The sequence below is a fragment of the Microvirga sp. CF3016 genome (genome assembly GCF_036314085.1).
Lineage (GTDB): Bacteria > Pseudomonadota > Alphaproteobacteria > Rhizobiales > Beijerinckiaceae > Microvirga.
Window position 1 is genome coordinate 18,457 of the sequence record NZ_JAYGGM010000011.1, and the last position, 16,245, is coordinate 34,701.

Here is a 16,245-nt window from a genome sequence, read left to right on the forward strand (position 1 = left end):
TTATGCTGCAGTGGCTACAGGCTTGCTTTCGGCGAGTTCAGCCAGTTGGCCCGCCACGGCGCCCCAGCCCTCATAGAAACCCATCTGCTCGTGCTGTCTGAGCGTCTCTTCGTTCCAATGGAGCACCCGGGCGGTATAGCGCGTCCCTGAACCTTCGGGGTCGAAGGTGACGATCACCACCATGAAGGGATTCTGCGGAATCCATCCGGGCGCGAAGGCATTGGTGAAGACGATCTTGCGGTTCGGCACGACCTCGAGAAACACGCCATCCTCGTCGGGCATGTCGGTGCCGTCGGGCGCGCGCATCAGGGCCCGGCAGCGTCCCCCGGGCCGGAGGTCGAAATCGACCTCCGGTGTGGTGTAGGGGCGCGGCGCCCACCATTCGCCGGTACGCTCGGTCCAAACCTTGTAGACCGTCTCGGGCGACGCATCGATCAGGCGCGTGACGACAAGTTCGTGCTTGGTAGCCTGTTGGTCAGTCATCTCATGTCCTCCTTCCACTGGCGTGAGCTCACGCCGGAGTGCTGTTGCTCATGGCTTCCGTGGCTGCTGCAATGTCCATCCACATCACTTCCCAGATGTGACCGTCGAGATCCTCGAAGCTGCGGCCATACATGAAGCCGAAATCCTGCTTCGGGCCAGGATCGCCCCTGCCGCCGGCGGCCATGGCCTTGGCAAGGGTCGCGTCGACCTTGTCGCGGCTGTCGGCGGAGAGGCAGATCAGAACCTCCGAGGTTTCCTTGGCATTGGCGATCTTTTTCGGCGTGAATTCGCGGAACTTGTCGTGGGTCAGGAGCATCGCATGGATGGTCTCGGAGAAGACCATGCAGGCGGCGGTATGGTCGGTGAACTGCTCGTTCTTCACGGCACCCAGGGCCTCATAGAAGGCGATGGACTTCGGCAGATCGGCGACGGGCAGGTTCACGAAGATCAGCTTGGGCATTGGGTTTCTCCCTCTCGGCTTGTGATTTGACATTGATTCCACGGAAAGTTATAAATAGCAACTATGAAGTTAGAAAAAATAACTCACGATCCACAGAGCCGGCCCAAGCGCCATTATGAGGACGCCTGCGCGACCGCCCATGCCCTTGACCTCGTCGGCGAGCGCTGGGCCCTTCTCGTGATGCGCGAGCTCATGCTGGGACCGAAGCGCTTCAGCGACCTGCGGGAGAGCCTGCCGGGCATCAGCGCCAATGTTCTCACCCAGCGCCTGGAGGGATTGGAGAGCGCCGGCATTCTGGTGCGGCGCAAGCTGCCCCCGCCCGCGTCGGTGCAGGTCTATGAGCTGACGGATTGGGGATACGAAAGTGAGCCTATCTTTCAGGCGTTGGGGCGCTGGGCGGCACGCTCGCCCTCGCACGACCCGACCCTCCCGTTCAGCACGGCTTCCCTGGTGCTGTCCATGAGGACGATGTTCGATGCGGAGCGGGCGAAGGGCATGGACGCCCGAGTCGGATTTCGCATCGGGGAGGAGACCTTCCTCGCCCGGCTTGCCGGTGGACGGATCAGGATTGACCGCGCTCCCCTCGACGAGGCCGACGTGATCCTGGCAGGAACTCCGTCGGTCCTGGCCGGTGCGATCTATGGCGGGCAGCCTCTGGAGACATTGGAACAGGCCGGCGCGTTACGGATCGAGGGCGATCGTGCCCTCGCCCAGCGCTTCGTGAGCCTGTTCCCGCTGCCGTCGAAGGTGTCCGGGCCTGCCTGAAGGATGTCAGCGCAGCGTCTCTTCGAAGAAGGTCAGCAGGCGCTTCCAATGCCGCTCGGCTCCGCGCTCGTCATAAACGCTGTGGTCGGTCTCGGCCCGGCGCAAAGCCTCCGCCAGCAGGGCCGATTGTTCGGGCGGGAAGCTGCCGTCGACGCCGGCGCTGCCCACATAGACGCGTCCCTTGATCGAGGACACGTGACGATGCGGGCTGTCGGGCGCATCGCTCGCAAGGCGTCCGCCATGGAAGCTCGCGGCGGCGGCAATACGGTCGGGATAGGCCGCAGCCGCACGGATGGCGCGGCTGCCGCCCATGCAATAGCCGACTGCGCCGATCCGCCCCGTGGCGCCTGCCTGGGTGAGCGCGTCGAGGAACGTCGCCGTATCGCGACAGGTCATGTCCTGGCTGGTGCCGTCGATCATGCTCCTCAATGCGGTGCGGGTGGGCTCTTCCGAAAAGGCCGTCCTGGCATCGAAGGGGCCGTAATCGCCGAACCTGTAGAAGAGATCGGGAACGAGAACCGCATAGCCTTCATCCGCGAGCCGCTCGGCCATAGCATCGAGGGCAGGGCGTGGACCGAAGGCATCCATGTAGAGGATGACGCCGGCCGTGGTGGGATGACTCGGGCGGAACAGCCCGGCCCTGGCGGTTCCGTCTTCCGTCCGAATCGAAATATCCTGCTTTGCCAAGACCTTCTCCCTGTATTTGCCTGCCGATTTCGGAACCCTTGCCGGAGGCGGACGTTTCCCGGCCTCTCCTATGATCCCATACGAGCGCTCTTTCAAACCCGGCAACGTCTGCTGACGGGCCAAGGCATTCACGATGACCTCTTCGTCGAAACTCGGTCGAGCATTACCAGACAAGGAGCATTCGCTCGTGCTGGTGCTCGGCGGCGGCAACGCACTCGGCTCTTACTTGGCCGGCGCTTACGAAACCCTGCTGCATCAGGCGATCGAACCGCAACGGATCGTCGGCGGATCCATCGGAGCGGTCACGGCCGCGATCATCGCCGGGAATGCGCCCGAGGACCGGCTGCCCCGGCTCAAGGCTTTCTGGGACGAGGCGATGATTCGTTCACCGGGGCTTCTGGGACGCGGCACGAAAGTCCGGCACACCTACAACGAGCTTCACACGATCACGGCGCTCCTGTTCGGGCGGCCGGGCCTGTTCGGGCATCGCTTCCCGGGAATGCTCTCCATGCTGCCCTGGATGCCCGATGACGTCGCTCTCTACGACCACACGCCTCTGCGACAGACATTGGAGCGGCTTGTGGACTTCGACAGGCTGAACCGGGGCGATATCAGGCTCACCATCGGCTGCGTCGACCTCGAATCGGGTGACGAGGTGCTGTTCGACACGACGCGCGACACGCTCGGGCCCGAGCATTTCCTGGCCAGCGCCGCGATCACGCCGGTCTTTCCACCCGTCGAGATCGGCGGCCGGTTGCTGTGTGACCCCGGCTACACCAACAATCTGCCTCTCGACGTGCCGTTCGCCGAGCCGATGAACCAGGACTTCACCTGCATCGCCGTCGAGTTGTTCAGCCTGCAAGCGGTACGCCCGGCCTCGCTCGGCTCAACTGCGGAGCGCGCGAACGATCTGATCTTCGCCAGCGCCACGCGGCGGACTTTGAAGGCCCTCGAGCGCGAATATGCCCTGCGCGACCGGTGGGAGCCGGAGGGCCCCAAGGCAACACTCCTCCACCTGGCCTATTATGCGGGCAGCGACGAGCGCGCCGGCAAGACCTTCGACTATTCGCCCTCTTCCATCCGCGATCGCTGGGCGGCCGGCAAGCGCGACATGGAACAGAGTCTGGCACTTCTGAACGATGCGCCCGGAAGCTCGCATCGCTTCCGCTATCTGGCCTTGGGTCACCGGCAGGAAGCGATCTCGGCGGAACGTGGAGCAGCGGCCGCGAGCGCCTGAGGGATCATGGCCCTCCGGCCAGTGACCCCACCACCGCCATGGTCAGCTCGTCGAGATTGACGCGGCCCTCGATGGTGATCATTTCGGCTTCGCCGGACTTGACCCGAAGCCCCTGCTGTCCCGCCTCCGATTGACGCTTCAGCTCGGCGACGATGGCCTCGCGCACTTGATCCTCGATATTCATCGCACCCGTCCTTTCGCCGTGGCGTTTCCTGCTGTCGAACGTCGGACGGACGGCCCTGTTCCAACCCCATGCGGCATCAAAGGCCCATGGTCTTTTTCTGACGAGCCTTCAAGTCTCCGAACTCCCGTGCATCCATGGTGCCGCGCTCGTTGTTGCAGGCGGAGCAGGCCAGCACGATGTTGTCCCGGTCGAGAGGACCACCGAAGGACCTGGGCAGCACATGGTCGAGGGTCGCGAGATCGGGCGCCCGTTTCACGCCACGGCCCGGTCGCCGCGCCGGGATGCCGCAGTAGACGCAATGCCCTCCGTCGCGGGCAAAGATATCGTTGAAAAGCCTAGTGCGCTGGGCTGCCTTCATGGCGATCGAATCTGCGCTCCTTTCGTGTGGAACCGGAGGGGAAGCGGGGTGGTTGCTCCTGCAATCGAAGGAGCAGACATAATGGTAGACACCCGCCGCAGGAATCGGAACCCATTCGATGACGACAACGGCTACGGCGATGTGCCTCCGCGCGGCGCCGTCGGCTTCCGAGGCGAGGGCCGGGAATACCCGGGCGGCTACGGCAGCGACGCCAACGAGTTTGCCGGCGGCGTGGTCGACGACGGACGGGGCGGGCCTGCGGACGACGAGGGGTTCGATCCCGGCTACAGCCGTCATCGTTCGGGCCTGGGCGCCTTCGGGTCACGGGACCCGAACGATCCGGACGTTCGCTCCGGCCGAGAGGACGGGCGCTCCTTCGGTGCTCATAGCGGACGCGGTCCCAAGGGATACAAGCGGTCCGACGAGCGCATTCATGAGGATGTGTGCGAGCGCCTCACGGAAGACCCGTTCATCGATGCCTCGAATATCGAAGTGTCGGTGAAGGACGGTGAGGTCACTCTCGCCGGCACGGTATCCAGCCGCGGCGTCAGGCGCCGGGCCGAAGATCTGGCGGAGCTGGCCTCGGGCGTCGCGCACGTCCAGAACAATCTTCGCGTCGACGGCGCCTGAAACGGCTCAAGGCTCCCGTGGTGTGAGGTCCATCCGTCTTGACGGTCGCTGTCGCCAGTCTTCCCTCGATCCTGTGTCGCCGCTCTCAGGGAACCTCGGGCGGCAGCATCGGATGGATGACAGGCTTGTCGGGCTCCGGCGGCTGTTCGGGCAGAGACGACGGCGCGCCTGGGGGTGTCGACGGCAGAGGCGTCTCAGGGGGAGCCGGCATGATGGGAACCGGCTCGGTCGGCGGCGGCTTGGGGTAGAATTCGTCCGGCTGCGGGCGGCTGGCACTGGTCACGGACAAGAACCTCTCCCTTGCAACATTCTGTCTCGTGTTCAACCGCCCAGGTGCGTGAAAGTTCTCCCGCGTCTGCAACTTGATCCGCTTCCGAAACCGTCACCAAGGCGAAACCATAGGCGCAACCGAGGCTTGACCTTACGTCCGTTTGAGGCCACCACGGCGGGGTGGAATCTTGAATCGGAAAAGCCATGCGCGCAGCCCCATCCTTCGCCTTTCTGACGGCCTTCGTGGCGGGTTCGACCATGGCCCAGGCGGCCGATTTGTTTTTCTCGCCGGAGCCCGTTCAGGCCTCCTCGGGCTGGATCGTCACCGTGAAGGGCAATCTGCGGGTGGGACCGTCCTATCCGGGCTCGGACGAGTTCAGCTTTATCGGCTATCCGTCCCTGAGCTTCCGCCGCGCCGGCACGGTCGAGCGCTTCAGCGCTCCCGATGACGGCCTGAGCTTTTCGTTCCTGGAGGATTCCGCGGTCCGGTTCGGTGTCGTGGGCCGCTTCGTGGGCGGACGTTACCTGCAGGACAACCGGGAGCTCTTCGGCCTGGAGAAGATCGACTGGGCGGTGGAGCCCGGCGTTTTCGTGGAATATTGGCCGCTCGAGTTCCTGCGGGCCCGCGCCGAGATCCGGCGCGGCTTCGGTGGTCATGAAGGATTCGTGGCCGATTTCGGCCTCGACGCGGTTCAGCGGTTCGGAGCGTTCACTGTCTCGGTCGGGCCCCGGCTTGCTTTGGGCGACGGCGAATTCACCCGCACCTATTTCGGCGTGACGCCCGTCGAGGCGGCGCTGAACGGCCAGGTGACCCCGTACCGGCCTTCCGGCGGCATCACGTCCGTGGGTGCGACGGGCGCGGTCAGCTACGACTGGTCGCAGCAATGGTCGACCACCGCCTTCGTCACCTACAAGCATCTGGTGGGCGATGCGGCTGACAGCCCGATCGTCAAGCAATTCGGCTCGGAGCACCAGGTCGGCGTCGGGCTGACGGTATCCTATTCCTTCGGCTTCACGCCGTAACCAACCGATATCGGACACGAAAAGAGCCGCCTCCGCGAGGCGGCTCTTTTGTTTTTCAGGATCGACGTTCTAGGCCGCGAGGCTGCTGCTGCTCGCCGGCTCGCCGCGATAGATGCAGCCTTCCGCGGAGCCGGGCATTCCGCGCTTGAGCTCCACCTCCTCGAGGTTCGGAAAACGGGCCTTCACGAGCCGCCAGATATACGTGGTGACGTTCTCCAGGGAGGCGATGCCGATCTCAGGATTGAGATCGAGATTACCGTGATCGAGGCCCGATCCGTGCTCGCCCTTGATCTCCTTGATGTAGTTCTCGACGTCGTAGAGATTGACCGGCCAGCCATAGACCTCGTCAACGGCTCCACCGAAGGTGAGCTTGACGATGAAGGTATGCCCGTGCAGCCCGGAATAGGGAGCCACCGAGTGCGCGGCCTCGAACGTAAACTCGCAATATGTCTTCATTCACCCTGCTCCCGTCGCCGGTTGTTTGCTGATCGCTGATCGAAGCCGATGCGTGCCGAACAATCGCTCCGCTTCGCATCTCGGCGTTCACGCAATGGAAAATGTGCCTAGCATATTTCGCTTCTTCGACAAAATCGCACGAAGGCGCCGTACCTCGATCAGAAGGGTTTGAAGAACCTCGATCCATCGGCTCCTAGGCTACTCTGACCTTGTGCTTGAGAGCATCCAGAGTGTGAACCAATTCTCGCGCCGGCTTCGGACGTCCGAAATAATAGCCCTGCGCATCGGTGCACCCGGCGGCCTGGACCTGCCGCAGCTGATCCTCCGTCTCGATGCCTTCGGCCACAGTAGGCATGCCCAGGCTGGCGCCCAGGTTGGCGACGGACTGCACGATCGCGAGGCAATCCGCCCGCTGGGACATCTCCCGTACGAAGGACTGGTCGATCTTGATCTTGTCGAACGGAAAACTGCGCAGATAGCTCAGAGAGGAGTAGCCGGTGCCGAAATCGTCCATCGCGATGCGCACGCCGAGCCGGCGCAGCTGATGCAGCGTGGAGACGGTCATCTCGTTGTCCTGGAGCAGCACCGACTCGGTGATCTCAAGCTCCAGCCGGTTCGGAGCAAGGCCCGATGCCGCCAGAGCCCGGCTGACGCTCTGCACGAGACCCCTGTTCCGGAACTGTATCGGCGAGAGATTGACCGCGACATGGACGTCGTGGGGCCAGGTAGCGGCTTCCTTGCAGGCCTGCTCGATGATCCAATCGCCCAGGGGCGAGATGAGGCCGGTATCCTCGATCACCGGGATGAACTCGGCCGGCGGCACGAGACCGCGTTCGGGGTGATGCCAGCGCAGGAGCGCCTCGAAGCCCCCGATCTCGTTCTTCTGGATGTTGATCTGCGGCTGGTAGAACAGCTCGAACTCGCCGTTGGTCATGGCCTTGCGCAGATCGACCTCCAGAGCACGGCGAGCCTGAAGCTGCTCGTCCATGTCCGGTTGGAAGAATCGGAACGTGCCCCGCCCGTCGGCCTTGGCGTGGTAGAGCGCCATGTCCGCATGCTTTAGGATCTGGCTCGAGGTCATGTTCCTCTGAGCCAGGGCGATGCCGATGCTCGTGCCGATGAAGAGTTCCTGCCCATTCACGCTGAAGGGCGCGCGCAGAGCCTCGACGATGCGCGTCGCGAGGGCAGCGCTTTCCTCAGCCCGGCGGATTCCGGTCTGGAGGATGGCAAACTCGTCGCCCCCGAACCGTGAAATCAAATTGCGCACTTGGCCTTCGCTGGCGGGAATGCAGGCACGCAGGCGATCGGCTACGGCCTTGAGCAGTTCGTCGCCCGTCTCGTGCCCGAAGGAATCGTTCACATCCTTGAAATGATCCAGATCCAGATAGGAAACGGAGACCGTGCGTCCGTTCGGTCTCAAGCGTGTCAGGGCATGCTCGAGCTCGCTGCGGAGCACCACCCGGTTGGGCAGCCCCGTGAGCGAGTCCTGATGCGCCAGGACGTGCAGTTCCTCATGCGCCCGTGCCAGCAGCCGATTATGCTTGTCGAGCAAAAAGATCAGGACGACGCCGACGAGGATCAGGCTTGCCGCGATGCCGGAGAAGGCCCAATGCAGCCTGATCAGTTCCTGCTGATCCTTCTGGACGAGCGCGGCTCCATGATTATGAGCCACGGACGCGAGCTGTGCGAGCCTGCCTTCCAGGGGACGCAGGAGTTCCAAGGCCTCCCGGGCTGCCGCCGGATTTCGCTCGATCTGCGCGATCAAAGGCTGGGCTGCGGTAAGCGTCTCCTGGAATTCCCGAAGAGTGGCGTGATGCTCGGGATTGCGCTGCAGGAGATCCTGAAAGCTCCCCTCGTTCAGCATCTGCGCCCTGCCGAGCAGGATGTCGAAGCGCAGATCGACCTCGTCCTTGTCGATGTTGCTTCCCGGCGTTCCAAACTCGGCTAGGCGTTGTTCGAGGCGGATGAACTCGGAAGCCGCTTGCCCGGCCTCCCAGGCCGGGTTGTACACCGAGATCTGCTGCAACGCACCCTGGCGTTGAACGACCAGCACCGAGATGTAGATGCCGGCAATCAGAAAACCGCCAATGACGATTGCAATGACCGTTTTGAAGGTGCGCAGTGACAAGTGCTGGGGCCTCCGAGGCCTGCCGACGGCGGCTACTTCACTTCGATCTTGGCAACCTGCCAAGCCGAGCGGGCATAGTAGGTCTGGCTCTTGAGCTCCGGATTGCTGTCATAGGGATAAACGATGAAGAGCGGACCTTTGTCCCGGACGGGCATATATTCGCCGTCGCGCTTGAGCGCGAGAATGACGTTGAACTTGGCAAAGTCCGCCATCGGGATCTCGGTGGCGTAATCGTTGAGCGCAACGACCGAAACGCGCTCTCCCTTCGCTTCCACCTGCTTCATCAGCTTGTCGAGGGATACGCCCTCGAACTTGACCTTGCCTTCGTACCAGGGCGTCGTCGTCTCGATGGAAACGAGACCAAGGGATTCCAGCATCGCGCGATCGAACTGCGCCGTGTTGTCCTTGTTGGTCACGCCGATCTTGCCCGAAATCGTGAGGATCGGCCGCTCCTTGGGGGCAGCCAGCGAGGCGGCATAAGCCACACCCATGATTCCCAGGAACGCGACAAACGTTCCTAGCAGGCCCGTTCTCGTCTTGTTGCCAAGCATATAGATCCCCTACGGACAATTAATCTAAGCGATAGAAGCACATAAAATTGATCAAAGTGTTACACAACTCTGCCTCAGAAGTAAAAGCGGCGAATCGGCCAGTGTTATTTTGTAATGGTTATTTTAGCGTAGCGGCATCAGATCATCGATTGAACTTGCAAAGAAAAACCGCCTCGCATGAGGGTGCGAGGCGGTTCTAGGATTGCGGTCCTTTTCGACTTCAGCCAAGGACGGGCTAAAGAGGCTTGAGGCCTGCCTCGATCTGCGCCCGGCGCGGCTCCAGGAAAGGCGGGAGGGCCAGGCGCTCACCGAGCTTGTCCATGGGCTCGTCCGTGGCGAAGCCCGGACCGTCCGTGGCAATCTCGAACAGAATTCCGTTCGGCTCGCGGAAGTAGAGGCTCTGGAAGTAGTAGCGATCGACCGGCCCGCTGGAGGGTGCCCGCAAGGATTGCAGCCGCTCCCAGCATTCCTGATAGGACTGCTCGTTGGGTGTCCGGAAGGCCACGTGGTGCACGCCGCCGGCCCCGGGTCGGGCCGGAGGAAGGCCGGGCTCGACCGCAACATGCAGCTCCGCCGCCGGACCACCCTCACCCATCTCGAACACATGGACCGGCGTATCGCCGACGCGATACTCACGGGCGGCACGCATGTCCATGGCCTCCGTCAACACGCGAGCGGTACGTTCGAGCTTCGGCACGCTGATCCGGATCGGGCCAAGGCCCCGGATCTGGTACTCGACCGGCACAGGGCTCCGCTCCCACGGATGGACCTCGCCTTGTCCGCCATCGTCGACGAGGCTGAGGCGCTGGCCCTCGAAATCCTCGAAATCGAGGGTGAGCCGTCCGTCGCGCTCCACGATCGACTCGCTGCGGATGTCGAGGCTCGCGAAACGATCCTTCCACCAGTGCAGCGCCTTTTCGCCGTTCACGCGCAGGGCGGTCTGCGAAATGCTGTGCGTGCCGCGCCGCTCCCGCTCCACCGGCCAGTCGAAGAAGGTGATGTCCGTGCCCGGCGAGGCCTTTCCGTCCGCATAGAACAGATGATAGGCGCTCACGTCGTCCTGGTTCACCGTCTTCTTCACGAGGCGCATCCCGAGGGATTGGGTGTAGAAAGCGTGGTTGCGGGGCGCGTCCGCGGTGACGGCCGTCAAATGATGAATGCCCGTCAGTTGCATGGTGTTTTCTCCATCGAAGTTGCGATGAAGATAGACCCGTGGCGGTGGCCTTTCGAGCCTGTGGGATGCCAAGGCGGCCTTGCCGAATTGCAAGAACACACCGGCGCCAAGCCGGAGTGTTTGCAGAATCGGGATAGACCGAAATCAGGCGGCTTTGGCCCGCAGGTCGTCCGGCGTGACGTTCTCCGGGATCGGGCAGCGATAATCCCGATCGCCGGTGCGCTCCTTCAGCTCCGCCTTCGCCCGCATGACGAGGTCAGGATTGCGCAGGCAATCGGCAGCCGTCGCCGCCATGGCCTTGGCGGCCAGCACCATGCCCTTGTGGGCGGCAGGCAGGTTGCCCTGCGTGACGAGCTGCCAGGTGTGGAACGGGGTTCCGATGGCAAAGCAGGCCGTGTGGCACTGAACCGTCGGCACGATCCAGCTCACGTCGCCCACGTCGGTGGTGCCCATCATGACCTCCTCGCGGAGCGGCATGGGGAGCACGCCGTCATGCAGCACCTTGGTTCTGAGCGAGAGATCATGCGGCTTGACGCTTGCCAGAATCTCCTCGTTCGTCAGAGCCGCCTTCTGCAGCTTCTCGGCGAAAGCGTAGTCGGTGTCGTCGAAGGCCGGCGGCCCGAGACGGCGCATGTTCTCGTACATGGCCTCCTGCAGTGCCTTGTTGGGCACCACGTTCGACGTGGCATCCGTGATCTGCACGGATACGGAGGTCTCCGTCATCAGGGCCGCACCCTCCGCGATCCTCTTCACGCGCTCGAACAGCCGCTCCGCATCGGGCAGGTGCGGCGAGCGCACCAGATAGAGCGATTCCGCAAAGGCCTGCACCACATTCGGCGCGTCACCACCGGTATTGGTGGTGGCATAATGCACGCGCGCATCGGAGGGCATGTGCTCCCGCATGTAGTTCACGCCCACATTCATCAGCTCCACCGCATCGAGCGCGGACCGGCCCACATGGGGTGCTGCCGCCGCGTGCGCGGCCCGCCCCTTGAAGCGAAAGTAAGCCTGGATGCAGGCCAGCGACGACGTGGTCTGCACCTCGTTCACGACGCTCGGATGCCAACAGAAGGCCGCATCGAGATCGTGGAACAGGCCTGCGCGGGCCATGAAAGTCTTGCCCGAGCCACTCTCCTCCGCCGGGCAGCCGTAATAGCGCACGGTGCCGGCGATGCCTTCCGCCTCAAGGGCATCCTTGAGGGCGACGGCCGCCAGGGCGGATCCTGCCCCGAGCAGGTTGTGGCCGCAGCCGTGGCCGGGCGTGCCCGACACGGTCGGGGCATGTTCAAGACGGCCGGATTCCTGCGCGAGATCGGGCAAGGCATCGAACTCGCCGAGGATTCCGACAACAGGACCACCTTGTCCGAACTCCGCGATGAAGGCGGTCGCCATACCGCCTGCATTCTTCGTGATGCGGAAACCCTCGCGCTCCAGCATGGCGACCTGCTCGGCGACGGCGCGATGCTCCTCGAAAGCGAGTTCGGGAGAAGACCAGATGCGGTCGCTCAGCGCGCAGTATTCTTCGGCCTTGGCGTCAACACAGCGGGCGACGGCATCAAGGCTCAGGCGGTCGTTGTACATAACGTTATGATGTCTCAATCAGGAGGAGTGCGCAAACCCTATTTGCGATCGGGTTTGCGGGAAAGAGCGAAACGCCGCATTGCAGGCGAGACAAAATCGCATGGTCCCGCGGCCTCGTATCTTTGAGATAGGAGAGACGTGTGGCCGTGCGTTCAAACCGCCTCGTCCGGCACGCCACGGCGCGGCGCGAGAAACCCGCCGGACTGGCGCGACCAGAGGCCGGCATAAAGGCCGCCGTTCTCCAGAAGCTCCGCGTGAGTGCCCTCCTCGACGATCCGGGCGTCGTCCATCACGATGAGCCGGTCCATGAGCTGCAGGGTCGAGAGGCGGTGCGCGATGGCGATGACCGTCTTGCCTTCCATGAGGGTGGCGAGCGATTCCTGGATGGCGGCCTCCACCTCCGAGTCCAGGGCCGAGGTCGCCTCGTCCAGGATCAGGATCGGCGCGTCCTTGAGGATCACGCGGGCGATGGCGATGCGCTGCCGCTGGCCGCCGGAGAGCTTGACCCCGCGCTCCCCGACATGGGCATCGAAGCCGCGCCGTCCGCGTCCGTCGACGAGACGTTCGATGAACTCGACCGCATGGGCCTGACCGGCGGCCTCGCGCATTGCGTCCTCGCTCGCCTCGGGGCGCCCGTAGAGGATATTTTCCCGGATCGAACGATGCAGCAGGGACGTGTCCTGCGTCACCACCGAGATCTGCGCGCGCAGACTTTCCTCCTGCGCATCGGCGATGTCCTGACCGTCGATCAGAATGCGGCCCTCCTGCGGGACGAAGAAGCGCAGGAGCAGGTTGACGAGAGTCGTCTTGCCGACGCCGGAGCGACCGACGAGGCCGATCTTCTCGCCGGGGCGGATGGTGAGGTTCAGGCCCTCGATGACCTTGTCGCCGTCGCCGTAGGAGAAGCCGACATGATCGAAACGGATCTCGCCGCGCGTCACGGTCAAGGGTCGGGCCGTCGGCTTGTCCTGCATGGTGAGCGGGCGCGAGATCGTCTTCATGCCCTCCTGCACCGTGCCCACGTTCTCGAAGATGCCCATGACCTCGAAGGCCACCCAGCCGGACATGGAGACGATCTGGGTGGAGAGCAGCAGGGCGGTGGTCATGGTGCCGGCATCGATCCGGTTCGCACTGAAGAGCCACACCGCCACGGCGCCGGTCGATACCAGGAAGATCGCATTCAGAAAGGTGAGGCCGGCCACGTAGAGCGTGTTGATGCGCTGCTGGCTCATGAAGGAATCGTTCAGCCGGCTGTAGCCTTCGCTGATGTATTCGTCCTCGTCCTTGCGCCGTCCGAACAATTTCACCGTCATGATGTTGGTGAAGCTGTCCACCACCTTGCCGGTGACGGCCGAGCGCGCCTCGCTCGATGCGCGCGACCGCTTCTGGATGCGCGGCAGGGACACGGCAAGCAGGGTGGAATAGAGAATGAACCATCCGGTCATCGGCAGCGCGAGGCGCCAGTCCTGCGTGCCGAGGAGGCCGATGGAGGCGGCCCCGAAGATCAGGATCTGCCAGACGGCGCGGGCCACGGACAGCACCGTCTCGCGCAAGGGGCGGCCGGTCTGCAGCACCCGGTTGGCGATGCGTCCCGCGAAGTCCTCCTGGAAGAACCCTAAGGGCTGGCGCACCACGTGCCAGTAGTTCTGCCAGTGCACCATGGTGGTGAAGGACACCGCCAGGGAATGGTTGACGAGGAGCCGGAACAGGATCGTCCCAACGGGCCGTACCAGGAGGATGATCGCCCCCATGGCGATCAGCAACGGACCAGCTTCGCTGAAGATGCCTTCGGGGGACGTCTGCGACAGAGCGTTGACGAGACGGCCGATCAGCCAGGGGATCAGCGCCTCGACGACGGCGAGCACGAATCCGAGCGCAAATAGCGCGATGAACAGGCCCTTCGCCTGGGCGATGAAGTGCCAGTAGAAACCCCAGAGATTGTCCGGCGGCGACGCCTCCGGCGGCTTCTTCCTGAAATCGATGCGGGTTTCGAAGTAGCGGAACATCAGCGCCTCTCGTCGCCTCCGATCCGAATCAAACGGACGAAGGGGCGCAATGATGCAACACTCTTTGGCTTTGGGGTGGCAATCGCGCGAAGTTGAAGTCTTATCCCACCGCAAACAGATCCCGCGTCTCGGGCGCCTGCAGCTCCTCGAAGGCGTTCGGGTCGCCGGGGCCGGTTTCCCAGCCGAGATCGGGCAGCGCGATGATGCGAAGTCCCCGCGGGTCATTGCGGGTCACGACGATGTTGCGGCTTTCCATATAGGCGATGAGGCGTCGGGCGCGGCCCGGCGAGCGGCTGCCGCAGGCGCGGGCGATCTCGCCGTCCGGCGGACAGGGCGAGCCTTCCATGGCCGCGCGGGCGATGAGCAGGTAGATGCCCTGGATGTCCTCCGCGAGATCCGCCGCGAAGGCGACCGCGCGGTCCCATTCGGTGCCGTCCGCGGTGGCCGTATCAACGCCAGCGCGGGCGACGGCTAGACGGCGGCGGAAGGCGTTGAGGTTCAACGGCTCGCCGGAGACGCGGCGGATGCGGCAGCGGACGAGGAAATCCTGATACAGGACGGCGACCGAGCGAAAGGCCGCTTCGGGATCGTCGAGAATTTCGCGCAGGATCGCGTCGAGCGCCGCTTCGCGCTCGGCCTTGGACTGCTCGGTCTCCTGCGGCTGCGCCTCCGGTGCGGCGGCGGGCCGGGTGCGGGCGAGCTGGGCCAGGAGATCGTTGGTGGAGGGGGCCGGAGGCGGCGGGGGCGCCCGCCGGGGCATAACCGGACGAGCGGCCAGCTCATCCTCGCCGGCCTTGAAGATGAGGTCGCGGGCTTCTTCCTTCGGCTGCCCGGGGAGCGGCATGAGCTTGAAGGTGCCGCTGCGGGTCGAGGTTTCGACCGCACCGATGCGGATCGGCAGCGGCCGCCGCGACAGGGCGGGACCGAGGGCCACGAAATGGCCGCGTTCCAAGTCGCGGAACATCTCGGCCTGGCGGCGCTCCATGCCGAGCAGGTCGGCCGCGCGGGCCATGTCGATGTCGAGGAAGGTGCGGCCCATGAGGAAGTTGGAGGCTTCCGCCGCCACGTTCTTGGCGAGCTTAGCGAGGCGCTGCGTGGCGATGATGCCGGCAAGCCCGCGCTTGCGGCCGCGGCACATGAGGTTGGTCATGGCCCCCAGCGATACCTTTCTGGCCTCGTCCGACACGTCGCCGGCGGCGGCAGGCGCGAAGAGCTGCGCCTCGTCCACCACCACGAGCATCGGATACCAGTAATCGCGCTCCGCGTCGAAGAGGCCGCCGAGGAAGGCCGCCGCGCAGCGCATCTGCGCCTCGGCATCGAGGCCCTCCAGGCTCAGCACCACGGACACCCGGTGCTGGCGAACGCGGGCGGCAATGCGCTGAAGGTCGCCCTCGCTGCGGGACGCATCCACGACCACATGCCCGAACTTGTCGGCCAGCGTGACGAAATCGCCCTCCGGATCGATGATGGCCTGCTGCACCAGCGCGGCGCTCTGTTCGAGAAGGCGGCGCAGGAGATGCGACTTGCCGGAGCCGGAATTGCCCTGGACGAGCAGACGCGTCGCCAGGAGCTCTTCCAGATCGAGCAGTGCCGATTGTCCTCCTGGGGCGGAGGATGCCACTCCCATGTCGATGCCGACCTTCATCAGCCTCCCTCTTGCGGTCCTCAAAAAACTTCCGGCTCGGTCCTAACACGGCAAGGCTTAAGGAAGTGCCGGGTCGGTGTCAGTCCTCCACAGGCGAAATGCGCTGTCCCCAGCCACGACGCCGCAGGTTTTGCGAAACATGTCCGCCCCCGGACGATTGACTTGCTGGACGTCCGCGGACCTCGATACAGGAGAGGATCGGTGCCCGTCGAGCTTTCCGTCAGTCGAGTCCCTGATGCCGTTCCGGCTGTCTTCGGAGAAGAGGGAAGCCGCCTGAGGATCTTTGAGGCTGCCGCCGATCGTTCCATCATCCAAGAAGACCCGAAAGGGCTGATGCTTCCTCCGGCCGGAGCCTCCCGTGCCGAGACGGTTTTCGCGACGGTCGGCAGCGTCCTGCTGCTGATTCTGGCCATCGCATTCGTCTGGACCCTGGTTCGCCAGCGCCGCCGCTGAGGAGCCAGACGGGCGGCTGAAACGCGCTCTCGGCGACTGGCCCAGGCACGGTCCAAGGCTGAGAGATCACCGGTAGAGCAGCTTCACCGATGGAACGGCTCAACCGAGATCCGATTCGACATCAGAATCGATTCTCGTTATAATGACTGTCCGG

General features: G+C 64.1%; 18 protein-coding genes. 5 read left to right on the forward strand and 13 right to left on the reverse strand.

The genetic code is table 11. The features are described 5' to 3' along the window. A complete protein-coding gene (locus VB672_RS16690; RefSeq protein ID WP_329785328.1) occupies positions 1 to 483 on the reverse strand; it encodes an SRPBCC family protein in 483 nt (160 codons plus the stop codon). Between the two features lie 28 nt (positions 484 to 511). Next, the gene (locus VB672_RS16695) at positions 512 to 943 is read right to left on the reverse strand and encodes a VOC family protein (protein WP_329785329.1); all 432 of its coding nucleotides are present in this window, start codon (positions 941 to 943) and stop codon (positions 512 to 514) included. Between the two features lie 63 nt (positions 944 to 1,006). Between VB672_RS16695 and VB672_RS16700 the strand changes: the two genes are divergently transcribed. Further along, positions 1,007 to 1,708 carry a winged helix-turn-helix transcriptional regulator gene (locus VB672_RS16700; protein WP_329785330.1) on the forward strand — a complete coding sequence of 234 codons (702 nt, stop codon included), beginning with the start codon at positions 1,007 to 1,009 and terminating at the stop codon, positions 1,706 to 1,708. Positions 1,709 to 1,714: 6 nt separating this feature from the next. Here the strand turns inward: VB672_RS16700 and VB672_RS16705 are convergent, their stop codons facing one another. Continuing rightward, positions 1,715 to 2,395, reverse strand: coding sequence for a dienelactone hydrolase family protein (locus VB672_RS16705; RefSeq protein WP_329785331.1), 681 nt, complete (start codon positions 2,393 to 2,395; stop codon positions 1,715 to 1,717). A 133-nt stretch (positions 2,396 to 2,528) separates the two neighbouring features. Here VB672_RS16705 and VB672_RS16710 point away from each other — a divergent pair, with 133 nt between their 5' ends. Further along, complete coding sequence (locus tag VB672_RS16710) at positions 2,529 to 3,632, forward strand: patatin-like phospholipase family protein (RefSeq protein ID WP_329785332.1); 1,104 nt, start codon at positions 2,529 to 2,531, stop codon at positions 3,630 to 3,632. Positions 3,633 to 3,636: 4 nt separating this feature from the next. Here the strand turns inward: VB672_RS16710 and VB672_RS16715 are convergent, their stop codons facing one another. Next, a complete protein-coding gene (locus VB672_RS16715) occupies positions 3,637 to 3,816 on the reverse strand; it encodes a hypothetical protein (RefSeq protein WP_329785333.1) in 180 nt (59 codons plus the stop codon). A 76-nt stretch (positions 3,817 to 3,892) separates the two neighbouring features. After that, on the reverse strand, positions 3,893 to 4,174 hold the full coding sequence (locus tag VB672_RS16720) for an HNH endonuclease (protein ID WP_329785334.1): 282 nt from the start codon (positions 4,172 to 4,174) through the stop codon (positions 3,893 to 3,895). An 81-nt stretch (positions 4,175 to 4,255) separates the two neighbouring features. On the opposite strand from VB672_RS16720, the gene VB672_RS16725 reads away from it, so the two are divergent. Continuing rightward, entirely contained in the window at positions 4,256 to 4,804 is a 549-nt protein-coding gene (locus VB672_RS16725) for a BON domain-containing protein (RefSeq protein ID WP_329785335.1), read from the forward strand. A gap of 85 nt (positions 4,805 to 4,889) precedes the next feature. On the opposite strand, the gene VB672_RS16730 is transcribed toward VB672_RS16725, so the two are convergent. Further along, the gene (locus VB672_RS16730; protein WP_329785336.1) at positions 4,890 to 5,093 is read right to left on the reverse strand and encodes a hypothetical protein; all 204 of its coding nucleotides are present in this window, start codon (positions 5,091 to 5,093) and stop codon (positions 4,890 to 4,892) included. A 185-nt stretch (positions 5,094 to 5,278) separates the two neighbouring features. On the opposite strand from VB672_RS16730, the gene VB672_RS16735 reads away from it, so the two are divergent. After that, positions 5,279 to 6,097, forward strand: a complete 819-nt coding sequence (locus tag VB672_RS16735; protein ID WP_329785337.1) for a MipA/OmpV family protein — start codon at positions 5,279 to 5,281, stop codon at positions 6,095 to 6,097. A gap of 69 nt (positions 6,098 to 6,166) precedes the next feature. Here VB672_RS16735 and VB672_RS16740 read toward each other — a convergent pair whose 3' ends face one another. The 7 genes from VB672_RS16740 to VB672_RS16770 form a co-directional block, all read right to left on the reverse strand. Further along, positions 6,167 to 6,553 (reverse strand): 6-carboxytetrahydropterin synthase, encoded by a 387-nt coding sequence (locus tag VB672_RS16740; RefSeq protein WP_329785338.1) that lies wholly within the window; start codon positions 6,551 to 6,553, stop codon positions 6,167 to 6,169. 193 nt (positions 6,554 to 6,746) lie between these two features. Further along, complete coding sequence (locus VB672_RS16745; RefSeq protein WP_329785339.1) at positions 6,747 to 8,681, reverse strand: putative bifunctional diguanylate cyclase/phosphodiesterase; 1,935 nt, start codon at positions 8,679 to 8,681, stop codon at positions 6,747 to 6,749. A gap of 32 nt (positions 8,682 to 8,713) precedes the next feature. Then, positions 8,714 to 9,172, reverse strand: coding sequence for a molybdopterin-dependent oxidoreductase (locus VB672_RS16750; RefSeq protein WP_329785522.1), 459 nt, complete (start codon positions 9,170 to 9,172; stop codon positions 8,714 to 8,716). Positions 9,173 to 9,467: 295 nt separating this feature from the next. Further along, entirely contained in the window at positions 9,468 to 10,406 is a 939-nt protein-coding gene (locus VB672_RS16755; protein WP_329785340.1) for a ring-cleaving dioxygenase, read from the reverse strand. A 144-nt stretch (positions 10,407 to 10,550) separates the two neighbouring features. Then, on the reverse strand, positions 10,551 to 11,987 hold the full coding sequence (locus VB672_RS16760) for a M20 family metallopeptidase (RefSeq protein ID WP_329785341.1): 1,437 nt from the start codon (positions 11,985 to 11,987) through the stop codon (positions 10,551 to 10,553). A gap of 152 nt (positions 11,988 to 12,139) precedes the next feature. Then, complete coding sequence (locus tag VB672_RS16765) at positions 12,140 to 13,993, reverse strand: ABC transporter ATP-binding protein (RefSeq protein ID WP_329785342.1); 1,854 nt, start codon at positions 13,991 to 13,993, stop codon at positions 12,140 to 12,142. A gap of 100 nt (positions 13,994 to 14,093) precedes the next feature. Beyond that, entirely contained in the window at positions 14,094 to 15,638 is a 1,545-nt protein-coding gene (locus tag VB672_RS16770; protein WP_329785343.1) for an ATP-binding protein, read from the reverse strand. Between the two features lie 201 nt (positions 15,639 to 15,839). On the opposite strand from VB672_RS16770, the gene VB672_RS16775 reads away from it, so the two are divergent. After that, positions 15,840 to 16,091, forward strand: coding sequence for a hypothetical protein (locus tag VB672_RS16775; RefSeq protein WP_329785344.1), 252 nt, complete (start codon positions 15,840 to 15,842; stop codon positions 16,089 to 16,091). The last annotated feature ends 154 nt before the right edge of the window (positions 16,092 to 16,245 follow it).

Coding starts and splice junctions, on each gene's coding strand:
- VB672_RS16760 (WP_329785341.1), bottom strand. CDS start 11,987: ATGTACAACGACCGCCTGAGCCTTGATGCCGTCGCCCGCTGTGTTGAC.
- VB672_RS16690 (WP_329785328.1), bottom strand. CDS start 483: ATGACTGACCAACAGGCTACCAAGCACGAACTTGTCGTCACGCGCCTG.
- VB672_RS16700 (WP_329785330.1), top strand. CDS start 1,007: ATGAAGTTAGAAAAAATAACTCACGATCCACAGAGCCGGCCCAAGCGC.
- VB672_RS16720 (WP_329785334.1), bottom strand. CDS start 4,174: ATGAAGGCAGCCCAGCGCACTAGGCTTTTCAACGATATCTTTGCCCGC.
- VB672_RS16725 (WP_329785335.1), top strand. CDS start 4,256: ATGGTAGACACCCGCCGCAGGAATCGGAACCCATTCGATGACGACAAC.
- VB672_RS16735 (WP_329785337.1), top strand. CDS start 5,279: ATGCGCGCAGCCCCATCCTTCGCCTTTCTGACGGCCTTCGTGGCGGGT.
- VB672_RS16765 (WP_329785342.1), bottom strand. CDS start 13,993: ATGTTCCGCTACTTCGAAACCCGCATCGATTTCAGGAAGAAGCCGCCG.
- VB672_RS16715 (WP_329785333.1), bottom strand. CDS start 3,816: ATGAATATCGAGGATCAAGTGCGCGAGGCCATCGTCGCCGAGCTGAAG.
- VB672_RS16740 (WP_329785338.1), bottom strand. CDS start 6,553: ATGAAGACATATTGCGAGTTTACGTTCGAGGCCGCGCACTCGGTGGCT.
- VB672_RS16755 (WP_329785340.1), bottom strand. CDS start 10,406: ATGCAACTGACGGGCATTCATCATTTGACGGCCGTCACCGCGGACGCG.
- VB672_RS16695 (WP_329785329.1), bottom strand. CDS start 943: ATGCCCAAGCTGATCTTCGTGAACCTGCCCGTCGCCGATCTGCCGAAG.
- VB672_RS16770 (WP_329785343.1), bottom strand. CDS start 15,638: ATGAAGGTCGGCATCGACATGGGAGTGGCATCCTCCGCCCCAGGAGGA.
- VB672_RS16750 (WP_329785522.1), bottom strand. CDS start 9,172: ATGGGTGTGGCTTATGCCGCCTCGCTGGCTGCCCCCAAGGAGCGGCCG.
- VB672_RS16710 (WP_329785332.1), top strand. CDS start 2,529: ATGACCTCTTCGTCGAAACTCGGTCGAGCATTACCAGACAAGGAGCAT.